Raw genomic sequence first — 23,304 nt, 5'->3', positions numbered from 1 at the left:
TCGGGACGGCTTCAGCTTGGGACTACTTCAGCTTGGGGCGCTGGGCGGAGGAGGGAGGCTCCTCTTCCTCCTCCACGACGTCGGGCTCGTCGGGCAGGTGGACGTCGTTGACGGCGATGTTCACCTCGACGACCTCCAGACCGGTCATCCGCTCGACCGCGTCGACGATGTTCTCCCGTACCTGGCGGGCGAGTTCGGGGATGACGACGCCGTACTCGACGACCAGCGCGATGTCGATGGCGGTCTGCTTCTCCCCCACCTCGGCCTTGATGCCGCGCCCGATGCTGCTGCGGCCGCCGGGGACCCGGTCCCGCATCGCGCCGAAGGTGCGGGCGAGGCCGGAGCCGAGGGCGTGGATACCGCTGACCTCGCGCGCGGCCATCCCGGCGATCTTCTCGACCACGCCGACGGCCAGCGCGGTGCGGCCGCGATCGGCGACCGCTGTCGCGCCGTCGGCGCCCGTCGAGGACGCGGCGGCACCGGCCGAGGGGTTCTTGTGCAGGGTGGCGGGCGTCGGAGTGTCAGGCATGGCTCATCTCCCGTTGTGCGGCTCCAGCTATATCGCAAATCGCTCCAACTCTGGCATTTCGCCACGGTTCCCGCCCCCGGAGCAGCCGGACGGACGGACCGGCGGGTGAACGGCCGGCCGAATGGCCGAACAGATGGCCGGAGGGACACGCGGAAGGGCCCGGCCCCGTGGGTCGTCCCACGGGGCCGGGCCCCGAAGCAGCCGTTCGGGCGAGCGGCCGGTCAGTCGCCGAGGCCGGCCAGGTCGCGCAGGCGGCGGGCCTGGGCCGCCCGTTCGGCGGAGCGCTGCTCGTCGTAGGAGCGGGCGGCGGCGCCCTGGAGCAGGGCCTTGGTCTCGATGACCGCGTTGCGCGGTGCGGCGAGCAGGGCGGCGGCGAGGTCGCGGGCGGCGGCGTCCAGCTCGGCGGCCGGGACGGCGAGGTTGGCCAGGCCGATCGCGGTGGCCTCGTCGGCGCCGACCCAGCGGCCGGTGGCGCAGATCTCCAGCGCCCGGCCGTAGCCGACCAGGTCGGCCAGCGGCTTGGTACCGCCGAGGTCGGGGACGAGGCCGAGCGAGGTCTCCTTCATGGAGAACTGCACGTCCTCGGCGACCACCCGCAGGTCACAGCCGAGGGCGAGCTGGAAGCCCGCGCCGACGGCGTGGCCCTGGACGGCGGCGAGGGTGACCAGGTCGGGGCGGCGCCACCAGGTGAAGGCCTCCTGGTAGCCGGCGATGGTCGCGTCGAGTTCCTTGTCCTCGGCTCCGGCCAGCTGGAGGAAGCTGGGCTCGCCGGGGATGCCCTCGGGGCTGAACATCGCGCGGTCCAGGCCGGCGGAGAAGGAGACGCCCTCGGCGCGGAGCAGCACCACCCGGACGTTCCCGGGCAGCTCGCGGCCGACGGCGGCAAGGGCTCGCCACATCGCGGGGGACTGCGCGTTCCGCCGCGCGGGCTGACAGAGGGTGACGACGGCGAGGTCGCCGTCGAGCTCCAGGCGAACGCCGTCCTGCTCCCCGCTCGGGGTCTGCGGATCGGTGGCGGGAGCGGTCATGCGGGAACCTCCGGTGGCGAGGGTGCTTGGCTACCGGAGAGTAACAAAACTGACGGCGCAGCGGCAGGGCCCCACCGGCGATCGTCGTGCGGCGGCTCGCGACCGGGTCACGGCCGGGCCGCGACATGACGATCGGCGGCCGGTTCGCTCTGGCCGGGGACTGGCGATCGACGGTCGCCCTCCCGGTCGGCGCCCTGCCGCCGAGTCATCCGTCCGATGAATTGACGGGGCGTCAGGAGCCGGCCCCGGCTGCGGCTTTGTTCTTGCCCCGCGTAGCACCGCCGCGTCCCCGGAGGATCACTCCGGATTCGCTCAGCATTCGGTGCACGAAGCCGTACGAGCGACCGGTCTCCTCCGCGAGGGCACGAATGCTCGCCCCGGAGTCGTACTTCTTCTTGAGATCGGCCGCGAGCTTCTCACGCGCGGCACCGGTTACCCGGCTGCCCTTTTTCAGAGTCTCGGCCACCCGTGCCTCCTCGTAGCGTTGCTCGGTCAGATTCCCATGATCACCCATCCACCGCGTCCTGGCCACCCATTCGACAAGGTCCATGTCTGGAATGGGCGGTCCTGCGGTGGTGATCCGAGCGCACAAGGGCGCTCACGCTGAGTGCACGCCCCCGGAGGTCTACCGCCGTTCGGTGCGAATGGGCTGATCAGCAGCGTGGGCCCGACCACGATCGAGTGGTGGGCTGACGGAAGCTCCTCAAACGGAATGCGCGACCCCTTCATTCCCGGACACGCCGGAAGGAGTAGTTTTTCTGGCGCAGAAAGTGGAGGAAGCGTCTACGGCCGGCCGGACGGGAACACGAAGGCCCGGTCGTCCGTACGGACGACCGGGCCCTGACGTGGCGGAATCAGGCCAGCGAGACCAGGTCGGCGTAGGCCGGGCTCCAGAGGTCCTCGACGCCGTCGGGGAGCAGGATGATCCGCTCCGGCTGGAGCGCGTCGACCGCGCCCTCGTCGTGGGTGACCAGCACGACCGCGCCGCTGAACTCGCGCAGCGCGCCGAGGATCTCCTCGCGGCTGGCCGGGTCCAGGTTGTTGGTCGGCTCGTCGAGGAGCAGCACATTGGCGCTGGAGACCACCAGCGAGGCCAGCGCGAGCCGGGTCTTCTCGCCGCCGGAGAGCACCCCGGCCGGCTTGTCGACGTCGTCGCCGGAGAACAGGAACGAACCGAGGATCTTGCGGATCTGCACCAGGTCGGTGTCCGGGGCCGAGGAACGCATGTTCTCCAGCACCGTGCGCTCCGGGTCCAGGGTCTCGTGCTCCTGGGCGTAGTAGCCGATCTTCAGGCCGTGGCCCGGGATCACCTCGCCGGTGTCCGGCTTCTCCACCCCGGCGAGCATCCGCAGCAGGGTGGTCTTGCCGGCGCCGTTGAAGCCCAGCACGACGACCCGCGAGCCCCGGTCGATGGCCAGGTCGACGTCGGTGAAGATCTCCAGCGAGCCGTAGGACTTGGACAGCCCGCTGGCGGTCAGCGGGGTCTTGCCGCACGGGGCCGGGTCCGGGAAGCGCAGCTTGGCGACCTTGTCGTTCATCCGGACCTGCTCCAGGCCGGAGAGCAGCTTGTCGGCGCGGCGGGCCATGTTCTGCGCGGCGACGGTCTTGGTGGCCTTGGCGCGCATCTTGTCGGCCTGGGCGTTGAGCGTCGCGGCCTTCTTCTCGGCGTTGGCCCGCTCGCGCTTGCGGCGCTTCTCGTCGTCCTCGCGCTGCTGCTGGTACTGCTTCCAGCCCATGTTGTAGACGTCGATCGCGGAGCGGTTGGCGTCCAGGTAGAAGACCTTGTTGACGACCGTCTCGACCAGCTCGACATCGTGCGAGATGACGATGAAGCCGCCCTTGTAGGTCTTCAGGAAGTCCCGCAGCCAGACGATCGAGTCGGCGTCGAGGTGGTTGGTGGGCTCGTCGAGGAGCAGCACGTCCGAGTCGGAGAACAGGATCCGGGCGAGCTCGACGCGGCGGCGCTGGCCACCGGAGAGGGTGTGCAGCGGCTGGTTGAGGATGCGGTCCGGCAGGCCCAGCGCGGCGGCGATGGTCGCGGCCTCGGCCTCGGCGGCGTAGCCGCCCTTGGTGAGGAACTCGGTCTCCAGGCGCGCGTACTTCTTCATCGCGTTCTCCTGGGTGGCGCCCTTGCCGTTCGCCATCCGGTCCTCGTTCTCGCGCATCTTCTTCAGCACGGTGTCGAGGCCGCGGGCGGAGAGGATGCGGTCCTTGGCCAGGACGTCGAGGTCGCCGGTGCGCGGGTCCTGCGGCAGGTAGCCGACCTCGCCGGAGCGGATCACGGTGCCGGCCGCGGGGATGCCGTCGCCGGCCAGCACCTTGGTCAGCGTGGTCTTGCCGGCGCCGTTGCGCCCGACCAGGCCGATCCGGTCGCCGGCGGCGACCTTGAAGTTCGCGGACTCGATCAGGATCCGGGCGCCGGCGCGCAGTTCGAGGCCGTTGACGGAAATCATGGCTGGGCACTACTCCTGGGACGTGGGCGGGCGACCGGACGGGCTCGGGCCGGGGCGGCGGGAAGGGGCGTCGTCGACGGGGTTCGGCGGACCGCTCGGGGCGGTGCCGCGCACCCGCTAGTGCCCGGAGAGAACAGCCATGGCGGCAAGTCTACCGGGCCGCGCGCGCGGCCCGGGAGGAGCCGCCCGACCGGGGGCCGGAGACCCGTCCTAGCGGGCCTGCGGGCTGTCCGGGTCCGGTACCGCGCAGCCGCCCGCCGGGGGGACGGCGGCGAACGGCTCGGCCGCGCTGCCGCAGGCGGCCTCGGGGGCGGCGGCCCAGGTGTCGAAGACCCGCGGGGTGACGATCGGCCCGTCCGAGATCAGCACCCGGCGCCCGTCCAGCGCCTTCATCGAGACGCCGGGGCCGGCGTTCAGCTGCCAGCCGGTGCTGTCCAGCCGGTAGCCGGAGATGCCGCCGGAGACCTGCTGCCCGGTGCTGTTGGCGCAGCTGCGCGGGACCAGCACCGCGTAGTCGGTGGCCACCGTGCGCTCGGGGTCGTAGACGCAGTTGCCGGCCGGCTTGGAGTTGTAGCGCAGGTCGCCGTCGGCGTCCCGGAAGCCCATGGTGAGCTGGGGAGTGACGACCGCCACCCAGGGCGTGGACTGCTGGACGGTGCGCAGTGCGGCCGAGGCCCGCTCGGTGGCCTGCTGCTTGCGCTGCTCCTCGGTCCGCTTGTCGGCGCCCGGTTCGCCGGCGGCGCGCAGCCAGTCCGCGAGTCCGGGTACCGCGCGGTGCCAGCGGACCTGCTGGTCGCCGGGGCGCACCGAGGTGACGAGGCCGTCGTCCCAGATCACGACGGCGTTCTCGGCGGCCATCGCGAGGTAGAGCGCGGTGGCGCCCTCCCGCTGGTAGGACCAGGCGTGCTCGCCGGTGGCCCGGTGGTACGCCTCCAGGCCGGGGCCGACCCGCAGGTCGAGGTCGGCGGCGTCGAGGGTCGCGGTGGGATCCGTGCTCGGGTCCGCGGCGCTCCGTGCGGCCACCCGGTCGCCGAACGGGACCGGCTTGTTGGCGTGCGCGGCGGCGCCCGCCACAAGGACCAGCAGCACCGCCAGGGCAGGCAGGATCGATCGGGGGCTGAGGGCGCGCGACTTCCAGGACACGGGCGGAGCGTACCTTTCGGCACCCGCGCGAGTCAGCCGCGATTCGTCGTACCGCCGAACGGCGCAGGCCCGCGCGGCGGGCGGGCGCGGGCCTCCCGGACCCGCCCGGCGACCTGCGCCGTCGGGCCCGGCGGGGCCCCGGGCGGGGCGCGCGGTAGGGCCTCCGGGGCGGTCAGGACTGTTACGGAGGTGATACACGGCACACCGCCGGACGGCGTTCGAATATCGCCCACTTTAGGGTGACATTCGACTTTTCCCCGGCCGGGCGGCCCTACTGTCGGCAATCGGGACACCACTGTGCGTGCCCCTGCCCGCCTCCGCCCAGACTGTTCCGCCCCGACCCGCCCGCGGCCCCGCCCGCGGCACCGTCCGGGGAACCGCCCGAGGAGAGACCATGCGATTCGGCCGCCTGGCGCTGGCCGCCGCCACCCTGCTGCTGCTCACCACGGCCGGCGTTCCCGCCGGGACGCCGCTGAGCCAGACGGAGCGGCACGCGCTCTCCTCGGACGGGATCTCGCCGCGCGGGGCCGCGCCCCGTCCGGTGGTGCAGCGGCCGCCGCACGAGCCGCCGTTCGGGGCCTTCGTCGGCTCCTGGGACAAGTACATCCCGCAGATCGGCCGGTACTCGCAGTGGCTGGGCAACGCGAACCTGCAGGTCGGGCACACCTATCTGGCGGGCAACGGCTGGGCGGACGTCGAGGGCGAGCCGGTGGTGCTCGGCCTGTGGTCGCAGTGGCGCCAGGCGGACCCGTCCCGGATGCTGATCCTCGGTGTGCCGATGCTGGTGCCGAACGAGGCGAACGTGCCGGACGGCGAGGTGGCCCGGCTGCTGGCCCAGGGCGCGCGCGGCGACTTCGACGGGCACTTCCTGAAGCTGGCCCGGCGTCTGGTGGCGCTCGGTGGCGCGGACACCGTGCTCACCCTCGGCTGGGAGATGAACGGCGTCACCTACACCCACCGCTGCAAGCCAGACCCGGCCGCCTGGAAGACGTACTGGCGGCGGATCGTCACGGTGATGCGCTCGGTGCCGGGTCAGCGCTTCCGGTTCGACTTCACGCCGAACCGGGGGCTGGACGCGATCCCGTGGACGAAGTGCTACCCGGGGGACGACGTGGTCGACATCCTGGGCATGGACAGCTACGACCAGCCGGCCGGCGGCACCTTCGACGACTACGTGCGCGAACCGTACGGACTGCAGGACCAGGTGGAGTTCGCGGCCAAGCGCGGCAAGCCGGTCTCGTACCCGGAGTGGGGACTGTTCCGGAACGGGGACAACCCGGAGTTCGTGCAGCGGATGGTGGAGTGGATCCGCACCCACGACACCGCGTACCAGACCGTCACCGACTACTGCCCGCACGGGTTCTGGCAGTGCGACCGGAACCCGCGGGCCGGTGCCCGGTTCAAGCAGCTGATGGCCGGCTCCAAGGGGGCCCCGGCGGCGCCGACGCCGCCGTCGGCCCCGGTCGTGCCGGTGGCGCCGAGCGCCCCGGCGCAGCCCGGTGTGCCGACCGCGCCGGCCTCGCCGTCCGCCACCCCGACGGCTCCGCCGAGCCCCGGGGGGCCGGGCGAGCCGTCGCCGTCGGCGGCCCCGACGGCCCCGGCGAGTCCGACCACCCCGACGTCCCCGGCGGCGCCGTCCGCGGTGCCCTCCCCCGCGCCGACCGCCCGGCCGGGGTGGCACTGGTGGCCCTGGTGGTAGCGGGGCGGGCGGTCAGCCGCGGCGGCGGGCGGCCAGCGCCTCCTTGAGCCGCGGCATCCGGGTGGTGAGCAGGTGCACCGTCGCCCGCCGGGCGCGGACCGCGCCGCCCCGGGCCGCGGCCGCCGGGGCAGCACCGCGCGGGCCGAACAGCAGCCGCTGGTTCGGCAGCTGGTCCGGGCGCCAGCGCTGCTTGTACGCCTCCTGGCCGCGCAGCAGGCTTATCACCGGGATCCCCGCTGCCAGCGTCTCGTCCAGGGCGGCACCGAACAGCAGGCCCGCGATGTCCAGCCGCTCCCGCAGCCGGGGGTGCGCGCCGTACAGGTAGAGGCCGCTGTAGGCGGGGCAGAGCAGCACCAGGTTGACCGCCAGCAGCTCGCCGTCCAGCCAGAACCGGTGGACGGCGGCGCCGCCGGTGGCGACCAGCGCCGCGGTGGACTCGGTGAGGTGCCGGGAGAACCGCTCGGTGCGGTGCTCCGGCGTCACCCCGCGCTCCTCCCACTGGGCGAAGTGCAGCCGCAGCAGTGCCTCCAGCGCCTCCGGGACCTCCTCCGGGCTCGTCGGCCGCACCTCGACGCCGGATTCGGCGATCTTGCGCTGCTTGACCCGGCTGCGCTGGGCGGTCTTCCCCGGCAGCCGCTTGAGCAGCTGGTCCATCGGGACGGCGGGCAGGTACTGGCAGAGCGAGTCGGCGAAGCGGTGGCGCCGGCCGCGCCACTGCTCGAAGACCCGCTGGACGGCCGCCTCCGGGTGGACCTCGCGCAGTTCCAGGCTGTGCCAGGGGCGGGTGAGCGGGAGGGCGGCGGCGAACTCGGCGGCGGCCCGGTCGGCGCAGGCGTCGTCGAGCAGGATGTCGGTGAAGTCGACCAGTCCGGCGCCGAGGCCGGTCAGTCCGCCGAGCGGGCCGCCGCGCCGCCGGAAGGCGCCCGCGCCGACCAGCCTGCCCTCGCGGCGCACCAGCACCACCACCAGGGCGCCGGGGCGGCCGTAGTGGCGCCACCAGGAGCGCTGCCAGGCGGAGGTCTGGAAGGTGGTGGCCGTGCGGCAGCGGGCGGCCAGGTCGTCCCACTCCTCGGCGAGGGTGTCGAGGGCGTCGTCCTCGCGGCGCAGCTCGGTGGTCCAGCGGGGCGAGCGGGCCTGGGCGGGGAGGCCCGCGGTGGGGGTGACGGCCTCGGTGCTCATCGTCCGCCCCCTGCCGTCGTCTCGGCCCGGGCGGCGCCCCGGGCGCCGTTCCCGGGTCCGGTCCTCGCCCCGGCGGGCTCGGCCTTCGCCGTTCCGGCCTTCCCGGCCTCGGACTTCCCGGCCTCGGGCTTCTTGGCGTCGGGCTTGGCGGCCTCGGGCTTCGTGGACCCGGGCTTCACGGCCTCGGGCTTCACGGACCCGCTCGTCGCTTCCCCGGCCGGGCCGACGGGGTCGGGGTCCGGTTCGGCGGCGCGCGGGCGCGGGGTGGTCGCGGGACCGGCCGCGGCGGGCGCCTCCTCGGCGGCGGTCCCGGTGCCCCGGCGGCGGGTCATCATCACCAGCGCGCCGATCAGCACCCCGGCCGCGCCGCCGACGGCGACGTCCAGCTTGCCGGAGGGTGTGGTCGGCCGGTCGGGCTCGGCGGCGCCCGCCAGCGGGACCAGGCGGACGCCGGTCTCCTTGCTGCTGCCGTTGGCGAACGCGACCAGCGAGCGGGCCACCGCGTCGGCCGCCCGGACGGCCTCCCCGGGCTCGGCGCCGGTGCCGGTGATCTCGATCATCGGGGCGTCCGGCGACGTGGTGCCGTGCACCAGGCTCTCCAGTTCACCGCGGCTGTGCCCGGTCTCGGCGGCGGCCGCCGCGAGCACCTGCGGCTGGCCGGCCAGCCGTCCGTACGCCTGGGCGAAGTTGACCGCGGTGGCGGCCTGGCCCTGGGCGTCGGGCACGACGATCACATAGGAGTTGGCGGCGTACGAGGGGTGGGCGACGACGGCGTACCCGGCGCCGGCGGCGGCGCCCAGCGGCACCGCGAGGGCCACCGGCCACCATCGGCCGACGAGCCGACGGGCGCTACGGCGCGATTCGCTCATGGGGACTCCTTGGCTATGAGGGCCGCCCGGCCGGCGGCCCGGTGTCTGCGGGGGTGCGGCCGGCTCAAGCCCGGGCCAGCCGGTCGTAGAGCGCGCCGAGGTCGGCGGCCACCCGGACGATGTCGTAGTGGCCGACCGCCGGCGGCCTGGGCAGCGGGTCGGCGCCCAGGTCGTCGAGGTGGCGCAGGTCGCGCAGCGCGGCCGTGTAGGCGGCCGCCCCGGAGGGGATCCGGCGGGCCTGCGGGGCGGCGCCGGGCGGCAGTTCGTCCAGGGCCGGGCAGGCGCTGTGGCGCACCGGCAGGCCCGCCGCGAGCCCTTCCAGTACGCCGAGGCCGAAGGTCTCCTCGGTGGAGGGGGCGGCGAGCACGTCGAGCGCGGCGAGCAGGTCGGGGACGTCGTCGCGTTCGCCGGTGAGCACCAGGCGGTCGCGGACGCCGAGTTCGTCGGCCCGCCGCTCCAGGGCGGCGCGTTCGGGGCCTTCGCCGATCAGCACCAGGCGGGCGGCGGCGTCCAGGGCGGCGAGTGCCTCCAGCAGGACGGCGAAGCGTTTGCCGGGGACGAGCCGGCCGATCCCGCCGATCACCCAGGCGTCCTGCGGGAGGCCGAGTTCGGCGCGCAGCCGGGCGCGGGTGCCGGCCCGGTCGGCGGGCGGGTGGTGGTAGCGGGCGGCGTCGATGCCGTTCGGGATCAGTTCGACCCTGGCCGGGGGCACGCCCCAGGCGTGCAGGGTCTGGGCGACCTGCCGGGACACCGCGACGGTGGTGGTGCCGAGGCGTTCGGCGGCCAGGTAGAGGCCCTTGACGCCGCGGGTGACCGGGCGGCCCTCGATCACTCCGGCGTGCAGCGAGTGCTCGGTGGCGACGACCGCCCGGACGCCGGCCAGCCGGGCGGCGAGCCGTCCGTAGAGTCCGGCCCGGTAGAGGTGGGTGTGCACGATGTCGTAGCGGCCGGCCCGGACCAGCCGGGCCAGCCGGGGCAGTGCGCCGAGGTCGCGGTTGCCGCGCATGCCGAGGTGGTGGACGGTGACGCCGTCGGCGCGCAGCGCGGCGGCCACGGTGCCGGGGTTGGTCAGGGCGAGGACTTCGCACTGCTGGTGGGCCGGCAGGTGGCGGAGCAGCAGCTGCAGCTGGCGTTCGGCGCCGCCGGAGGCGAGGCCGGTGACGATGTGCAGGATCCTCACGGCACCCTCCGGAGGCGTCCGGCGCGGGCGGCGAGGCGGTGGCGGCGGAGTTCGGTGACGGTGTCGCGCAGGCGGTGGCGGCCGCGTTTGGCGCGCAGCCGCCAGGCGCCGTCGCGGTCTCCGACGTAGCAGCGGGGCAGCGCGTAGCGGCCGGTGAGCGGGGAGTGCGCGATGGCGCAGGCGTAGTCGTAGCCGGCGTCGCGGACGGCCAGGGTGGCGGCCAGGTCGACGGCTCCGTAGGGGTAGCAGAAGCCGGTGACGGGGCCGCCGACGACCTCTTCGAGGAGCCGTCGGCTGTCGCGGGTCTGGGCGGTCAGCACGTCGGCGGGCAGTCCGGGCAGGGCCTGGTGGCCGAGGCCGTGCGAGCCGATCTCCCAGCCGGCGGCGGCGAGGTCGGTGACCTCCTGCACGGTGAGCAGGGTCTTGCGGGGGCCCTCGGTGTCCCAGTCGTTGGCCCGGCCGAGCAGGTCGGCGACGACGTAGGCGGTGGCGGTGAAGCCGTAGGCCTGGAGAATCGGTACGGCGTGGCGGGCGAAGTCGGCGTAGCCGTCGTCGAAGCTCAGGCCGACCAGCCGGTCGGCCCGGCCGGCGGCGCGGGCCCGCATCAGTTCGCGGACGGAGACGCCGCGCCTGCCGCGCCGGTGCAGCCAGGCGATCTGCTCGGCGAAGCGTTCGGGGCTGACCGTGAGCCGGTACGGGTCCTCCTTCTCGACGGCCACCGAGTGGTACATCAGGATCCACGGCGAGGTGGTCTCGGTGCTGGGGAGGTCGGCGAGCGGGCGCCGGCTCCTGGGCAGCCGGGCCGGTGGTCGACGGGCGCCGGGGTGCGGCGGGTCGGTGTGCGGCGGGTCGGCGCGCGGGGTCGCGGTGTGCGGCGCGTCGGTGCGCCGGCCGCCGGCCGTCGGCGCGGCCGGGCGGCGTACGCCCGACGGAGCCGACCTGACGGTTCCCCGTTCAGCGTCCATGAGGAGGGTTCCCTTCATCGGCGACAGGTGACGGGTCGGGGACCGGTCCCAGGACCCGGACGGCGGCGCGGACCGGGCTGCGCACCTCGTGGGCGCCGAGACCGGTGCCCAGGGCGGCGAAGGCCAGCGCGACGGTGAGGCCGCCGAGGACGGTGGAGAGCAGCGGGTCGGCGGTGAGGCCGGCCACCGGCGTGCCGAGGGCGGCGGCGCCCGCGGCGGCGGCGAGCAGCCGGGCCTGGCCGCCGAGGACGCGTCGCAGGCGCAGCGGGATGCCGCGCAGGACGAGGCCGCGGAGCAGCAGCGCGGCGGCGGCGGTGATCCCGGCGGCGTTGCCGGCGGCCAGGCCGAGGGCGCCGAAGCGGGGGGTGGCGAGCAGTCCGACGGTGACGGTGACGACGAGGCCGAGGGCCATCGCGGCGGCCGGGTACCAGTCGAGCAGTCGGCGGCCGCCGTCGTCGGGGCTGGGGTCGCCGGCCCGGCGGACGACCGGGCGCAGCGAGAAGTAGGGGCGGATCATCACGCCGATCAGGGCCTGGGCGAGCAGGCCGAAGCTGTAGACCCGGATGACGGCGGCGGTGGCGGCGGTGTCGGCGGGGCCGAAGGCGCCGCGCTCGAAGAGCAGGGCGACCACCGAGGGGGCGCAGGCCATCAGGAAGGCGGTGCCGAGGAGGACGACGGCGGCGGCCTGGCCGAGGTCCTTCTCGACCCGGTCGCGGGCGGCGGTGAGGTCTCCGGCGGCGAGGGCCCGGGCGACCAGGGGGAAGGTGACGGTGCAGATCAGGATCCCGGCGGTCATGGCGAGCTGGGAGACCTTGGCGGCGTAGTTGAGGTGGGAGATGGTGCCGGGCGGCAGTCCGGAGCCGAGGTAGCGCTCGATGAAGACCTGGGCCTGGCGGGTGAGGGTGAACGCGCCGACGGGGAGCAGGGCGAGCGGGATCAGGACGAGGGCGTTGCGGGAGCGGCGGGCGCGGGCGGCGCGGCCGGGTGCGGTGCGCAGGGCGCGCAGGAACGGCCCGATCAGCAGGCCCGCCATGAGGAGGCTGCCGAGGGCGACGCCGATCGCGGCGGAGCGTACGCCCCACAGGGCGTGGCAGCTGAGCAGGACGACCAGGATGCCGAGGTTGTAGGCGACGTAGATGCCGGCGGGGGCGGTGAAGCGGTGGTGGGCGCGCAGGGCGGCGGCGAGGTAGCCGGCGACGCCGAACGGCAGCACGGTGATCGCGGTGATCCGGGTGCAGGTGACGGCGAGTCGGGGGTCGGCGAGGCCGGGGGCGAGCAGGTCGACGAGCTGGGGGGCGCCGAGGGCGGCGCCGAGGGAGAGGGTGGTGAGGGCGAGCAGCAGCCAGGGCAGGGTGGCGCGGACGACCTGGCGGACCGGGTCGGGGCCGTCGGGGCGTTCCTCGCGCAGGACGAGGGCGAGGGCGAAGGCGGGCACCATGAGGAAGGACATGGCGTCCTCGATCAGCAGGGGTGCGGCCGTCTCCGGGACGGTCCAGGCGACGAGGAAGGCGTCGGTGCCCTGGTTGGCGCCGAAGTAGCGGGCGAGCAGGAGGTCGCGCAGCAGTCCGAGGGCGGAGCCGGCGGCGCTGAGGACGGCGGTGACGCCGAAGGCCCTGGCGAGGACGCGGCTGCGCGGGGCGGCGGCCGGTCCCGGTCCGGGCGGGGCCGGGCGGGGGGCCGGCAGGGTGGCGGGGGCGACCGTCGGTCGGTCGGTCGTCATGGCGTGCCCGCCGGGGGTCGGGCCGCGCGGGCGGCGAGGCCGAGGACGATCGAGGTCAGCACGGTGGTGGTGCCGCCGATGTCGGCGTAGAGGAAGTCGATCAGGACCCAGGTGAGCAGGGCGAGGGCGGCGAGGGCGGGGCCCCGGCCGCGGGCGTGGCGCAGGCAGCCGACGAGGAGGCCGAGGAAGAGCAGTCCGTAGGCGACGATGCCGATCAGGCCCTGTTCGCTGAGGACCAGGAAGTACATGTTGTGCGGGGAGAGCAGCGGTTCGCGCTGGAAGCCGATGGTGGCGTCGGCGGCGTCGCTGCCGGAGGAGAGCCGGAGCGGGGCGTGGCTGTCGCGCAGTTGCTGGAAGGCTTTGGGGCCGGCGCCGGTGACGGGGTGGTCCTGCCAGATCCGGCCGGCGGTGGCCCACAGGTCGTAGCGGTCGGAGACGGACTGGTCGGGGGCGGCGGAGACGGAGCCGATGGAGCTGATCCGGTCGGTGACGCCGGAGCCGCCGAGGCCGAGTCCGCCGACGAGGACGACGGCGGCGGCCGCGGTGAGCAGGGCGCCGCGGACGGCGAGCCGGGCGTCGGCGCGCAGCAGCAGGACGGTCGCGGCGGCGGCGGTGGCGATCCAGCTGCCGCGGCTGAAGGAGACGGCGAGCGGGAGGGCGAGGAAGGCGGCGGCGGCGAACATGGCCCGGCGCAGCCGGGGGTTGCCGTCGGGTCCGCGTTCGCCGAGGGCGAGGGCGAGGGCGGCGAGCAGGCCGTAGGCGACGACGGTGGACATCGCCATGATGTCGAGGGCGCCGAAGGTGCCGACGGCGCGGATGGGACGGCCGGTGTAGGAGGCGCCGGTGCCGGTGAGGAACTGGTGGACGCCGACGACGCCCTGGATCAGGGCGGCGGCGACGAAGGAGCCGAGCACGAGGCGCTGGTCGGTGCGGTCGCGCAGGGAGCAGAGCACGGCGGCGGGGACGAGGACGAACACCTGGGTGAGCCGGACGAAGCCGGTGAGGCTGGTGGCCGGGTCGATGGAGCCGACGGTGGCGACGGCGGCGGCGGTCACGATCGCGCCGAAGCGGACGGCGTCGGCGCGCCCGAGGGCGGGGGTGCGGCCGCGCAGCAGGTTGACGGCGGTGAGGGCGACCAGGGCGAGCGAGGCGAGGTCGGCGGCGGTGATGTGGACGGCGGCGGCGACGTCCTTCTCCCCGGTGGGGACGCAGACCAGCAGCACGGTGGCGGCGGCCAGCAGGCCGGGGCGTTCCTGGAGGACGCCGCCCGCACGCCGTAACAGCCGGGCGGGGTGCGGTGGTGCGGCGAGGGTCAGGGCCACGGCGTTGTTCAGCTCCCGTCCGGGTGGAGCATGAGGGCTGCGGTGCGGCACAGGATCTTGACGTCCTGCCAGAGGCTCCAGCTCTCGATGTAGCGGTTGTCGAAGCGGGCCCGGTCCTCGATGGAGGTGTCTCCGCGCAGGCCGTTGACCTGGGCGAGGCCGGTGAGGCCGACGGGGACGCGGTGGCGGTCCGCGTACTCGGGGTAGGCCTGGCTGAACCGCATGACGAAGTAGGGGCGTTCGGGGCGGGGACCGACGAGGCTCATGTCGCCGCAGAGCACGTTCCAGAGCTGCGGGAGTTCGTCGAGGGAGCTGCGGCGCATCAGGCGGCCTACGGCGCCCATCCGGTGGTCCTGGGAGATGTTCCAGCGGGTGGCGGACTCGTGTTCGTTGCTGGGGCGCAGGGTGCGGAACTTCAGGACGGTGAAGACGCGGCCGTCGAGGCCGGTGCGCTGCTGGCGGAAGAGGACGCCGGGGCCGGTGTCGAAGCGGACGGCGAGTGCGCAGAGGGCGAGTACGGGCGAGAGCAGCAGCAGGCCGGTGGCGGCGGCGGTGACGTCGAGGGTGCGTTTGGCAGCCCAGCCGGGGCGGCGGGTGGCGGCGCGGCCGACGCGGAGGCAGGGGTAGCCCCAGAGGTGGTCGGCGCCGGTGAGGCGTCCGGCGGCGAGGGAGCCGTACTCGCGCAGGGCGGGGACCAGCCAGACCTGGCAGCCGAGGCGGGCGGCGTCGCGCAGGGCTGCGGCGGTCTCGGCCTCGTCGGCGGCGCCGGCGGTGGCGACGACGTGGTGGACGCGGTGGCGGCGGACTTCGCGTTCGAGGACCTCGCGGCCGCCGAGCACGGGCAGGTCGGTGTCGCCGGTGAGCAGCGGCGGGTCGGCGTCGAGGAAGCCGATGGGGCGCATCCCGTACTCGGCGCGTTCGTTGAGGGCGGCGGCGACGCGGCGGCCGAGGCGGCCGGCGCCGAGGACCAGGACGGGGCTGGGGCGGCTGCGGCGGATGCGGCGCACCAGGTGGTAGAGCAGGGCGCGGCCGCAGACGGCGAGCAGCAGTTGGGTACCGAGGAGGACGGTCAGCCGGGCGGGGGTGGCGGGGCCGGTGTCGGGCCAGCGGCCTTCGAGGCAGCCGGCCAGGCTGATGGCGAAGGCGGAGGCGACGAGCGCCCGCGCGGTGAGGGCGGGCAGCTCGTCGAGGACGGAGAGGGTGAGGCGGGTGCGGTAGAGGCCGCCGGCCAGGTTGAGCAGGAGGAGCAGGGGCAGCAGGGCGGCGACGCCGAGCAGGGGTGCCACCCGGACGGCGGGGTCGAGGGCGCGGTTGGCGACCCCGGTGGCGGTGCAGAGGGCGAGGGCGTCGACGGCGACCAGGGTGACGGGCAGGGCGAGCCGGGCGCGGACCGGGCGGCGGTGCCGGCGGGCCGGGGCGGCGCTGCGGGTCTGGGCGGAGCGTGCCGGGCGGTCGAGCAGCCCGGTGGCGGGCCGGGGTGGGCCTGACAGGGACCGCCCGGGCCTTGGCACGCTGTCGTGGTCAATGGTCATCAGCGCACGAACTCCCCTGCTGTGTGCCCGGGGTGACGGCGGCCCGGCACCGGTTGGCCCGGAGCGGCCGTCCCGGCCCGGTGGGCGCGGTCCTGACAGCACCTGCTGCCGCTGGCGGCTTTCGAATTCCTCGCGAATTGCCGGCGTGAAATCGAAACGAAGCAGGCAAAATCAGACGTTACCGAACGCTGGCTTGAATGCTGGAAGTTGACTTGCCGTTTCATTCCAGCCGCCCATTAATAGGTATTTCTGATTTCACCCCCCATCCACAACCGGTTGAGGGTGCGAATACGACGGCGTCGGACCGGCGGCGTATTCACGGCCTGTGAAACGATCAGATCCGCTGCGGGACACGGGCGCGGCGTCGCCCGGCCGCCGGACCGGCCCCCAGCAGGTCGCGGTAGAGCGCGTCCACCTGTTCGACCACCGAGCGAACATCATGGCGAGCGGCGGCGTGCTCGCGCAGGCGCAGACCGCGCCGCTCGCACTCGATCGGATCGGACAGCGCCTCGGCCATTCGGGTGACGAGCGCGTCCGTGTCGCCGGGCGGGACCACGGCGGACGCGCGTTCGACCGGCGGCAGGCACTCCCGCGCGCCCGGCACGTCGGTCAGCAGCACCGGACGCCCGGAGGCCATCGCCTCCAGCGGGGCCAGCGCCATGCCCTCCCAGCGCGAGGGCAGCACCACCAGGTCGGCCGCGGCCAGCCACGGCCGGGGGTCCGCGACGTCCCCCACCAGCCGGACCCGGGACGGCTCGGCGCCCTCCCGGACCGTCGCGGCCAGCCGGGCCTCCTCCGGTCCGCCGCCGACCAGCGCCAGCCGGGCGGCCGGCACCCGGCGCCGCACCTCCGGCCAGGCGGCGAGCAGCACGTCCTGGCCCTTCTGGCGGCAGAGCCGGCCCACGCAGACCGCGAGCGGGGCGTCGAGCTCCAGGCCGAGCGCGATCCGGGCGGCCCGGCGGTCGGCGGGCGCGTAGTGGCGCACGTCCACGCCGTTGGGCACCACCGCCCAGTCGGCGTGCAGTCCGGCCGCGATGCCGTCGGTCCGCTCCTGGACCGAGACGCAGAGCAGCCGGTGCGCCCAGCGGGTCGCGTACCGCTCCCAGCGCAGGGTGGCGGCGGCCAGCGCGCCGTCCACGGCGGCGAAGGACCAGGCGTGCGGCTGGAAGACCGTGGGCACCGCGCCGCGGACGGCCAGCCGGCCGGCCAGCCCGGCCTTGGCGCTGTGCAGATGAAGCATGTCGGGTGCGGCGGCCCGGACGATCCGGCGCAGTCGCCAGGCCTCCGCCGCGGTGGCCGGGCCGGGCGAGCGGCCGGCGGGCCAGTCCTGGACCAGCGCGCCGACGGCCGCGGCCTCCTCGGCCAGCCGGCCGCCGCGCGGACAGGCGACCAGCACCCGGTGGCCGGCCTCGCGCTGGCCCCGGACCAGGTCGACCACGACGCGGGCCACACCACCGTCGACGGGTTGGGAAATGTGAAGGATCGTCATATGCACGGCGGCGAGCCTAGGGTGGCCGCACCGTGCCGCGGGGCCCCGTCACCCGGAGGTGGCGGGGCGTCCACCCGTACGGCGTGCCGCTCGTACGGGTGGACGAACTCCTCGAATTCCTGGACGGGTTCGCGGGGCGGTCCGCCCCGGGACCGGGGCCCGGGCCGCACCGCCGGGCGCTCCGGCTCAGCGCACCTCGGCGGCCAGGTTGGCGAGCACCTCGTCGTGGATCCGGTTCAGGCCCTTGGGCGCGAAGGTCCGCTCGAAGAAGCCGCCGATACCGGTCGCACCCTGCCAGGTGGCCGTGACGGTGACCCTGGTCCGGCCCTCGCCGGCCGCCGCGACGGTCCAGGTGACCACCATGCTGGAGTTGGCGTCCTTCTCCACCAGCTGGTCCGGCCGCGGCGCCGAGACGGTGAGCAGGCAGTCGCGGACCCGCTTCTCGGTGGCCTGGAGCTTCCAGTGCACCTGGGTGCCCGCGCCGGTGCCGCCGACCCGGACCTCGTACTCGCTGTACTGCGCGGGCAGCAGCTTGGGGCGGATCACCTGGTAGTCGGCCAGGGCCTCGTACACCCGCTCGGGGGCCGCGTCGTAGACCCGCTCCGTGGTGGCCTGCACCTGTCCCATGGTCCTGCTCTCCTTGTCGGTCGTCCGGCGCCGGGTTCGGTCCGGCCGGTCTCGCTCACCGGCCAGCAAATCACAGCGGACCGGGTGCTCCGGGCGGCGGCCTCGGCCACGGCGCTGAGGTTAGGGTGGCGGTTGTGCTCGAACAGGTGACAGCAGTGCGCTACGTCGACCCGCTGCGGGCCGGCGGTTCCGTGCCCGGCGTCGTGGAGACCGACGACCTGGGCACCTATGTGGTGAAGTTCACCGGGGCCGGCCAGGGCCGGAAGGCGCTGGTCGCGGAGGTGATCGTCGGCGAGCTGGCCCGGCGGCTCGGCCTGCGGGTGCCGGAGCTGCGGCTGGTGGACTTCGACCCGGCGGTGGCCGAGGACGAGCCGGACAGCGAGATCCAGGACATCCTGCGGGGCAGCCGAGGTGTCAACCTCGGGATGGACCTGCTGCCCGGCGCCCGCGACTTCCGCCCCGGCATGATCGACGTCGGACCGGCCGAGGCCGGCCGGGTGGTGTGGCTGGACGCGCTCACCGGCAATGTCGACCGGACGGTGCACAACCCCAACCTCATGGTCTGGCACGGCCGGCTCTGGCTGATCGACAACGGCGCCGCGCTGATCTTCCACCACCGCTGGTCCGCGGCCGGGGCCTCGGTCGGCAAGCGGTACGACCTGAGCGCCCACGCCCTCGGCGGGTACCGCCCGGACGTGCGGCTGGCGGACGAGGAGCTCGGGCCGCTGGTCACCGCCGGACTGCTGGAGCAGGTGGTGGCAATGGTGCCGGACGCCTGGCTGGCCGACGAGCCGGGCTTCGACTCGGTCGGGGCGCTGCGCCGGGCCTATGTGGAGCACCTGGCGGAGCGGGCGGCCCGTTCGGCCGAATGGCTGCCGGAGGGGTTCTCGACCCCCGAGCAGCTGCTCGACGCGGAGCGGCGGCGGGCCGCGCGGACCAGGGCCGGGCGGCCGGACTGGCTGCGGGAGGTGCCGGACCTGCACGGCAAGCCGTCGGTGGAGACGGTGTGGGAGCAGCACATCGAGTGACCCGCCGGCCGGACCCGTGACCGGGGCCCGGACAGGGGCATGCGAACGGGGGCGGGACAGGTGTCCCGCCCCCGTTCGGCGACTCAGGGGTTCAGCAGCAGGTCAGCCGTGGCTCAGCGCCACCACTGGACCGCCTTCTCGGCGTTGATGATGCCCGCGCCGTAGAAGCCGTTGTCGTCCGCGCCGCCCTCGCAGGTGGCGGTCCACTCGCCGGCGCCGCCCGGGTTGTACGGGGCCGACGGGCAGGCGTGCGACTCGGCCTGGCTGGTGAGCAGCTCGGTCAGCTCCTCCGGGCTGGCCCACGGGAAGGTGCTGGCCAGCAGGGCAAGCACACCGGCGGCGTGCGGGGACGCCATCGAGGTGCCCTGCATGTAGCCGTACTGGCCGCCCGGGATGGTGGACAGCGTGCGGCCGTTCTGGTCCGGGGTGTTCGGGATCTGGTAGCGGCGGTCGCCACCGGGGGCGGCCACGGTGACCTTGCCCTTGCCGTAGCTGGAGTAGTACGACTTGTCGCCGTTGACACCCACGGAGGAGACCGCGACGACGCCGTCGAGCTCGGTCGGCAGGTTGAGGCAGTCCTGGGTGATCGGGCGCTCGACCGGGGTGGTGTCGTCCGGGCTGGCGACGTCCTTGGTCTTGTGGGCCAGGTCGATGTTCTCGTTGCCCGCGGCGGCGACGTTGAGGACGCCCTTGCGCTGCGAGAACTCGACGGCGCGGCGGACGGCGGTGGTGATCGCCGCCTGGTCCGCGTCGTTCTGGCAGTTGAACATCCACGGGTCGACGAAGTAGCTGTTGTTCGTGACCTTGAACTTGTGCTCGCCGGCCCAGACGAAGCCGCAGATGGCGTACTCGGGGTAGATGAAGCCACCGTCGTCGACGACCTTCACCGCGGCGAGCTTGACGTTCGGGGCGATGCCCTCGATGCCCTTGCCGTTCTTAGCGGCGGCGATGGTGCCGGCCACGTGGGTGCCGTGGGCGCCGTCGACGCCCGGCTGCCACGCGTCCCAGGCCGTGTTCGGCTTGCCGCCGTCGATGCAGGAGACCGACTGCGAGGCGTCGATGTTGGCGGCGAGGTCCTCGTGCTTGCCGTCGATGCCGGAGTCCAGGACGCCGACGGTGACCTTGTTGCTGCCGAGGGACAGCTTGTGGGCCTTGTCGACACCGATCTGACGCATGTCCCACTGGTTGGCCCAGTAGGGCTCCTCGCCGGCGGCGGGGGCGGCGGTCGGGGCGGCGGCGACCTCGGCGACCTTGTCCTCGGAGGCGGTGATGCCCTTGGTGCGGCTGGCGCCGACCGACTCGACGGCCTTCGCCTTGCGCAGCTTGGCGGCGAACTGGGTGTCGGTCGAGCGGGCGATCACCACGCCGATCTGCTCGTAGGAGTAGACGACGGTGCCGCCGAGGGCCTTGACCGCGGTCTCGACCTTCTGCACCTGGCCGTGGTTGGCCTTGGTGTTGACGACGTAGCTGAGCAGCGGACCGGTGGTCGTCTCCGCCCCGGCGGCGAAGGCGCTGCCGGCCGGGAGCGCGAGGGCTCCGGCGGTGGCGAGCACAACGCCGACCGCCGCGATCCGGGTCCGGCTGATCCGAGGAACACTCATAGGGGTTGGCCCTCCCGAGTCGTCATGCTGCAGCTGCGGTTGGCAGATGCGCTTGGAATGATCGGGACGCTAGTGAACAAGTGTTGCAATCCGCAAGAGGTAGTCATCTAATCGTCACAAGTCATCCACCGACGGAAGGTATGACTCCGCTCCTGCTGGGCAGGGGTGGCGATCTGACGATCGGACGAGCACAGAGCTCACTGGCGGGTGATCCTAGTAACCCGGACCGAGGGGGCGACAGGCATTCGGAACGGCCGAAAGCGGCCAGTGGCGAGTGCTCGCCACTGGCGGCGGGCCGACGCTCAGATCGCGTACAGTCGGCGCGCGTTGTCCGCCGCCACCAGACGGGCCAGCCGATCGGCGTCGGCCGGGGTACAGGCTCCGTCGGCCCGCCAGCTTCCGAGCAGGGTGCCCAGGCCGTGGCGGAACTGCGCCGCGCCCACCAGGTGGAGCTCCGGCAGGGCATAGCCGTCGGTGGAGAACAGCAGCTTGCCGAACGGCGCCAGCTCCAGCATCTCGCCGAGCACCGCCGCCGCCCTCGGGCCGACGTAGGAGGTGGTCAGCCCGAGGTCGGTGTACACCAGCGGGAAGGCCTGGGCCAGCCAGGCGGCCTGCCGGTGGTAGGGGTAGCCGTGCAGCAGTACCAGCGGGACGCCCGACGGCTCGGCGGCCCGGACGAAGTCGGCGAGCAGCGACGGGTCGGCCCGGTGCAGGGTGACGTCGGGATCGCCGAAGCCGGTGTGCAGCTGGAGCGGCAGCCGCAGCCCGGCGCAGACCTCCAGGGCGGTGTGCAGCAGCTCGTGCAGCAGGACCGGGTCGGTCAGCCGGCCGCCCCCGGCGCGCTGCCGGGCGGTGGCCGCCGCCGTCACCTCGGCCGCTGAGGGCCGCCGCGCGGGCACCGCGAGCCCGGCCCGGTAGGCCACCACCGACTTGACCGCGACGGCGCCGGCGGCCGCGGCGGCCAGCGCCTCGCGCACCGCCCGCGCCCAGCCGCCGGGCGGGGCGGTGACGGCCTCGGCGACCGGCTCCAGCCGGACCACCTCGCGCACCCGGGCGCCGGAGGCCGAGGCGAACCCGTCGAGCGGCAGCAGCGGGAAGCCGGCGGCGCCGGTCAGCCCGGTGTCCACCAGGCAGGTGTCAAGCCCGGCGGCGGCCAGCAGTCGGCGGGTGGCCTCCGGGGCGCCCAGCTCGCGCCGCCGGGCCAGGTACTCCTCGGCCGGCGCGTGCGCGGGCAGCCCGAGCGCGGGCGGGCACCAGCGGCGCACGGCGAGGCCGAGCGCGCTGTCGAAGGGCGAGGTGCCGGGCGCGGGCGGGCGGTCGGACTCGGTGAGCAGCCCCGCCAGGGCGTCGTCGTCGAGCTCGGCCGTCACCACGCTGTGGCAGTGGTGGTCGACCAGCGCGGGGACGTCGGGGTAGGACACGCCCCTAGTACCGCCAGCGGGTGACGGCGGCCAGCCGCTCGGGCGACGCGCCGGCGTACTGCTCTGCCTCGGCCTGGCGGACGGCCAGCACCGCTTCGAACAGCGGCTCGCCGAGCGCCTCCCGCAGCACGGCGGAGCCCCGGTAGGCGGCGAGCGCCTCGGCCGGGCCGGTCGGCAGCCGGGGGACGGTGCCGGGCTCGGCCAGGGAAGGGTCCCCGGTGGACTCCGGCGGCAGCGCGAGCCGCTGCTCCCGCCCGGCGAGGCCGGCGGCGATCACCGCGCCGACCGCCAGATAGGGGTTGGCGGTGGCGTCGAAGCACTTGATCTCGGCGTTGGCCGCGGAGGAGCGCTCGCCGGTGGAGCCGGTGACCAGGCGGAGCGCGGCCTCGCGGTTCTCCAGGCCCCAGCACTGGTAGGCCCCGGCCCAGTGCGAGGGGACCAGCCGCAGATAGCCGGCCGGGCTGGAGCAGCCGAGCACCAGCAGCTCGGGCAGCGCGCCGAGCACCCCGGCCAGGAAGCCCTCCGCCTCGGCGGTCAGCCCGTGCGGACCGGGGCCGCCGTGCGCGAGGTTGCGCCCCTCGCGCCAGAGGCTGAGGTGGAGGTGGCCGCCGTTGCCGACCCCGCCGGCCTCGACCGCCGGGGCGAAGGAGGCCCGCAGGCCGTGCCGGGCGGATACGGCCCGGACGGTGTGCCGGACCAGCACCGAGGTGTCGGCGGCCTCGACCGGCCCCTCCGGGGCGACCGAGACCTCGAACTGCCCGGGCGCGTACTCGGGGTGGATCTGGAGCACGGTCAGGCCCTGCTCGCCGAGGGCGCGGAGCACGTCGCGCAGGTAGTCGGAGAGGTCGGTGAGCCGCTGCATGCCGTAGGCCGGGCCGGCCGTCGGGTAGCGGGGCTCCTCCCCCTCCGGGCCGGCCAGCGCGACCACCCACTCGATCTCGATGCCGGCCTTGAGGGCCAGGCCCTGCTCGGCCGCGGCGGCCGCCGCCCGGCGGGCGAACAGCCGCTGGCACCCGGGGTGCGGGGCACCGCCCTGGGTGTAGCGGTCCCCCGGGGCCCAGGCCCAGCCGGGCTGGGCGGCGAGCGGGACGATCCGCTCGACGTCGGGGTAGAGCCTGAGGTCGCCGGTGGGGCCGCCGATCAGCCGGCTGGTGACGATCGAGTCGTCGGCGAGGAAGACGTCGAAGCAGGGGGCCGCGCCGACGCCCCACTGCGCCGCGTGCACCAGGCCGCCGAGCGGCACCGCCTTGACCCGGGCGATACCGGCGTTGTCCACCCAGGTGACGGCGACCGCCTCGACCCCGGAGCCCCGCAGCCGGTCGACGGCGGCCTGCGCGCGCTCGCCGCGCTCGGCCCGGTCCGCCCGCGGCGGCAGCACGGCGCCGGTGACGGCGGGCCCGGCCGGGCCGGGGGCGGGCCCCGAGGCGGACCCGGCGGCGGGCTCGGGTCGGTCCGTGGCAACGGTTCCAGTGGTCATGCCCCCATGCTTCCCGGCGCCGCCGGGGCGCGTAACTCCCCT

At 74.8% G+C, this 23,304-nt stretch carries 19 protein-coding genes; 2 read left to right on the top strand and 17 right to left on the bottom strand.

What is annotated here, in order from left to right:
- Positions 1-22: 22 nt before the first annotated feature.
- The 5 genes from OG715_RS30635 to OG715_RS30615 all read right to left on the bottom strand — a co-directional run bounded on the left by OG715_RS30635 (position 23) and on the right by OG715_RS30615 (position 5,153).
- Positions 23-529, bottom strand: coding sequence for an Asp23/Gls24 family envelope stress response protein (locus OG715_RS30635; protein WP_266274053.1), 507 nt, complete (start codon positions 527-529; stop codon positions 23-25).
- 221 nt (positions 530-750) lie between these two features.
- Positions 751-1,557 (bottom strand): enoyl-CoA hydratase/isomerase family protein, encoded by an 807-nt coding sequence (locus OG715_RS30630; RefSeq protein WP_266274054.1) that lies wholly within the window; start codon positions 1,555-1,557, stop codon positions 751-753.
- A gap of 232 nt (positions 1,558-1,789) precedes the next feature.
- A complete protein-coding gene (locus OG715_RS30625) occupies positions 1,790-2,023 on the bottom strand; it encodes a helix-turn-helix domain-containing protein (protein WP_030398279.1) in 234 nt (77 codons plus the stop codon).
- Between the two features lie 388 nt (positions 2,024-2,411).
- Positions 2,412-4,010 carry an ABC-F family ATP-binding cassette domain-containing protein gene (locus OG715_RS30620; protein ID WP_266274055.1) on the bottom strand — a complete coding sequence of 533 codons (1,599 nt, stop codon included), beginning with the start codon at positions 4,008-4,010 and terminating at the stop codon, positions 2,412-2,414.
- 210 nt (positions 4,011-4,220) lie between these two features.
- Positions 4,221-5,153, bottom strand: a complete 933-nt coding sequence (locus tag OG715_RS30615) for a hypothetical protein (RefSeq protein ID WP_266274056.1) — start codon at positions 5,151-5,153, stop codon at positions 4,221-4,223.
- A gap of 394 nt (positions 5,154-5,547) precedes the next feature.
- On the opposite strand from OG715_RS30615, the gene OG715_RS30610 reads away from it, so the two are divergent.
- On the top strand, positions 5,548-6,852 hold the full coding sequence (locus OG715_RS30610; protein WP_266274057.1) for a glycoside hydrolase family 26 protein: 1,305 nt from the start codon (positions 5,548-5,550) through the stop codon (positions 6,850-6,852).
- 12 nt (positions 6,853-6,864) lie between these two features.
- On the opposite strand, the gene OG715_RS30605 is transcribed toward OG715_RS30610, so the two are convergent.
- The 9 genes from OG715_RS30605 to OG715_RS30565 form a co-directional block, all read right to left on the bottom strand.
- Positions 6,865-8,031 carry a GNAT family N-acetyltransferase gene (locus OG715_RS30605; protein ID WP_266274058.1) on the bottom strand — a complete coding sequence of 389 codons (1,167 nt, stop codon included), beginning with the start codon at positions 8,029-8,031 and terminating at the stop codon, positions 6,865-6,867.
- A complete protein-coding gene (locus OG715_RS30600) occupies positions 8,028-8,900 on the bottom strand; it encodes a YveK family protein (RefSeq protein WP_266274059.1) in 873 nt (290 codons plus the stop codon). The genes OG715_RS30605 and OG715_RS30600 overlap by 4 nt, the downstream gene beginning before the upstream one ends.
- Before the next feature lie 64 nt (positions 8,901-8,964).
- Positions 8,965-10,080, bottom strand: a complete 1,116-nt coding sequence (locus tag OG715_RS30595; protein WP_266274060.1) for a glycosyltransferase — start codon at positions 10,078-10,080, stop codon at positions 8,965-8,967.
- On the bottom strand, positions 10,077-11,045 hold the full coding sequence (locus OG715_RS30590) for a polysaccharide deacetylase family protein (RefSeq protein WP_266274061.1): 969 nt from the start codon (positions 11,043-11,045) through the stop codon (positions 10,077-10,079). The genes OG715_RS30595 and OG715_RS30590 overlap by 4 nt, the downstream gene beginning before the upstream one ends.
- A complete protein-coding gene (locus tag OG715_RS30585) occupies positions 11,035-12,765 on the bottom strand; it encodes a lipid II flippase MurJ (RefSeq protein WP_266274062.1) in 1,731 nt (576 codons plus the stop codon). The genes OG715_RS30590 and OG715_RS30585 overlap by 11 nt, the downstream gene beginning before the upstream one ends.
- On the bottom strand, positions 12,762-14,087 hold the full coding sequence (locus OG715_RS30580) for an O-antigen ligase family protein (RefSeq protein ID WP_266274063.1): 1,326 nt from the start codon (positions 14,085-14,087) through the stop codon (positions 12,762-12,764). Before OG715_RS30580 ends, OG715_RS30585 begins: the two co-directional genes overlap by 4 nt.
- An 8-nt stretch (positions 14,088-14,095) precedes the next feature.
- Positions 14,096-15,619, bottom strand: coding sequence for an exopolysaccharide biosynthesis polyprenyl glycosylphosphotransferase (locus OG715_RS30575; protein WP_266274064.1), 1,524 nt, complete (start codon positions 15,617-15,619; stop codon positions 14,096-14,098).
- A gap of 334 nt (positions 15,620-15,953) precedes the next feature.
- Positions 15,954-17,108: a glycosyltransferase gene (locus tag OG715_RS30570; protein WP_266274065.1), complete on the bottom strand. Its 1,155-nt coding sequence runs from the start codon at positions 17,106-17,108 to the stop codon at positions 15,954-15,956.
- A gap of 186 nt (positions 17,109-17,294) precedes the next feature.
- A complete protein-coding gene (locus OG715_RS30565; protein ID WP_030398291.1) occupies positions 17,295-17,735 on the bottom strand; it encodes an SRPBCC family protein in 441 nt (146 codons plus the stop codon).
- Between the two features lie 134 nt (positions 17,736-17,869).
- Between OG715_RS30565 and OG715_RS30560 the strand changes: the two genes are divergently transcribed.
- Positions 17,870-18,763 carry a HipA family kinase gene (locus OG715_RS30560; protein ID WP_266274066.1) on the top strand — a complete coding sequence of 298 codons (894 nt, stop codon included), beginning with the start codon at positions 17,870-17,872 and terminating at the stop codon, positions 18,761-18,763.
- A gap of 113 nt (positions 18,764-18,876) precedes the next feature.
- On the opposite strand, the gene OG715_RS30555 is transcribed toward OG715_RS30560, so the two are convergent.
- The 3 genes from OG715_RS30555 to OG715_RS30545 form a co-directional block, all read right to left on the bottom strand.
- Positions 18,877-20,364, bottom strand: coding sequence for a S8 family peptidase (locus OG715_RS30555; RefSeq protein ID WP_266274067.1), 1,488 nt, complete (start codon positions 20,362-20,364; stop codon positions 18,877-18,879).
- A gap of 302 nt (positions 20,365-20,666) precedes the next feature.
- Positions 20,667-21,785 carry an amidohydrolase family protein gene (locus OG715_RS30550; RefSeq protein WP_266274068.1) on the bottom strand — a complete coding sequence of 373 codons (1,119 nt, stop codon included), beginning with the start codon at positions 21,783-21,785 and terminating at the stop codon, positions 20,667-20,669.
- A 4-nt stretch (positions 21,786-21,789) separates the two neighbouring features.
- Positions 21,790-23,262 carry a type I glutamate--ammonia ligase gene (locus OG715_RS30545; protein WP_266274069.1) on the bottom strand — a complete coding sequence of 491 codons (1,473 nt, stop codon included), beginning with the start codon at positions 23,260-23,262 and terminating at the stop codon, positions 21,790-21,792.
- Positions 23,263-23,304: the final 42 nt, after the last annotated feature.

The sequence above is a fragment of the Kitasatospora purpeofusca genome (genome assembly GCF_036010405.1).
GTDB classification, from domain to species: Bacteria; Actinomycetota; Actinomycetes; order Streptomycetales; family Streptomycetaceae; genus Kitasatospora; species Kitasatospora purpeofusca.
The sequence above is the reverse complement of the archived record's forward strand: the minus strand, read 5'-3'. Positions and strand labels throughout refer to the sequence as shown.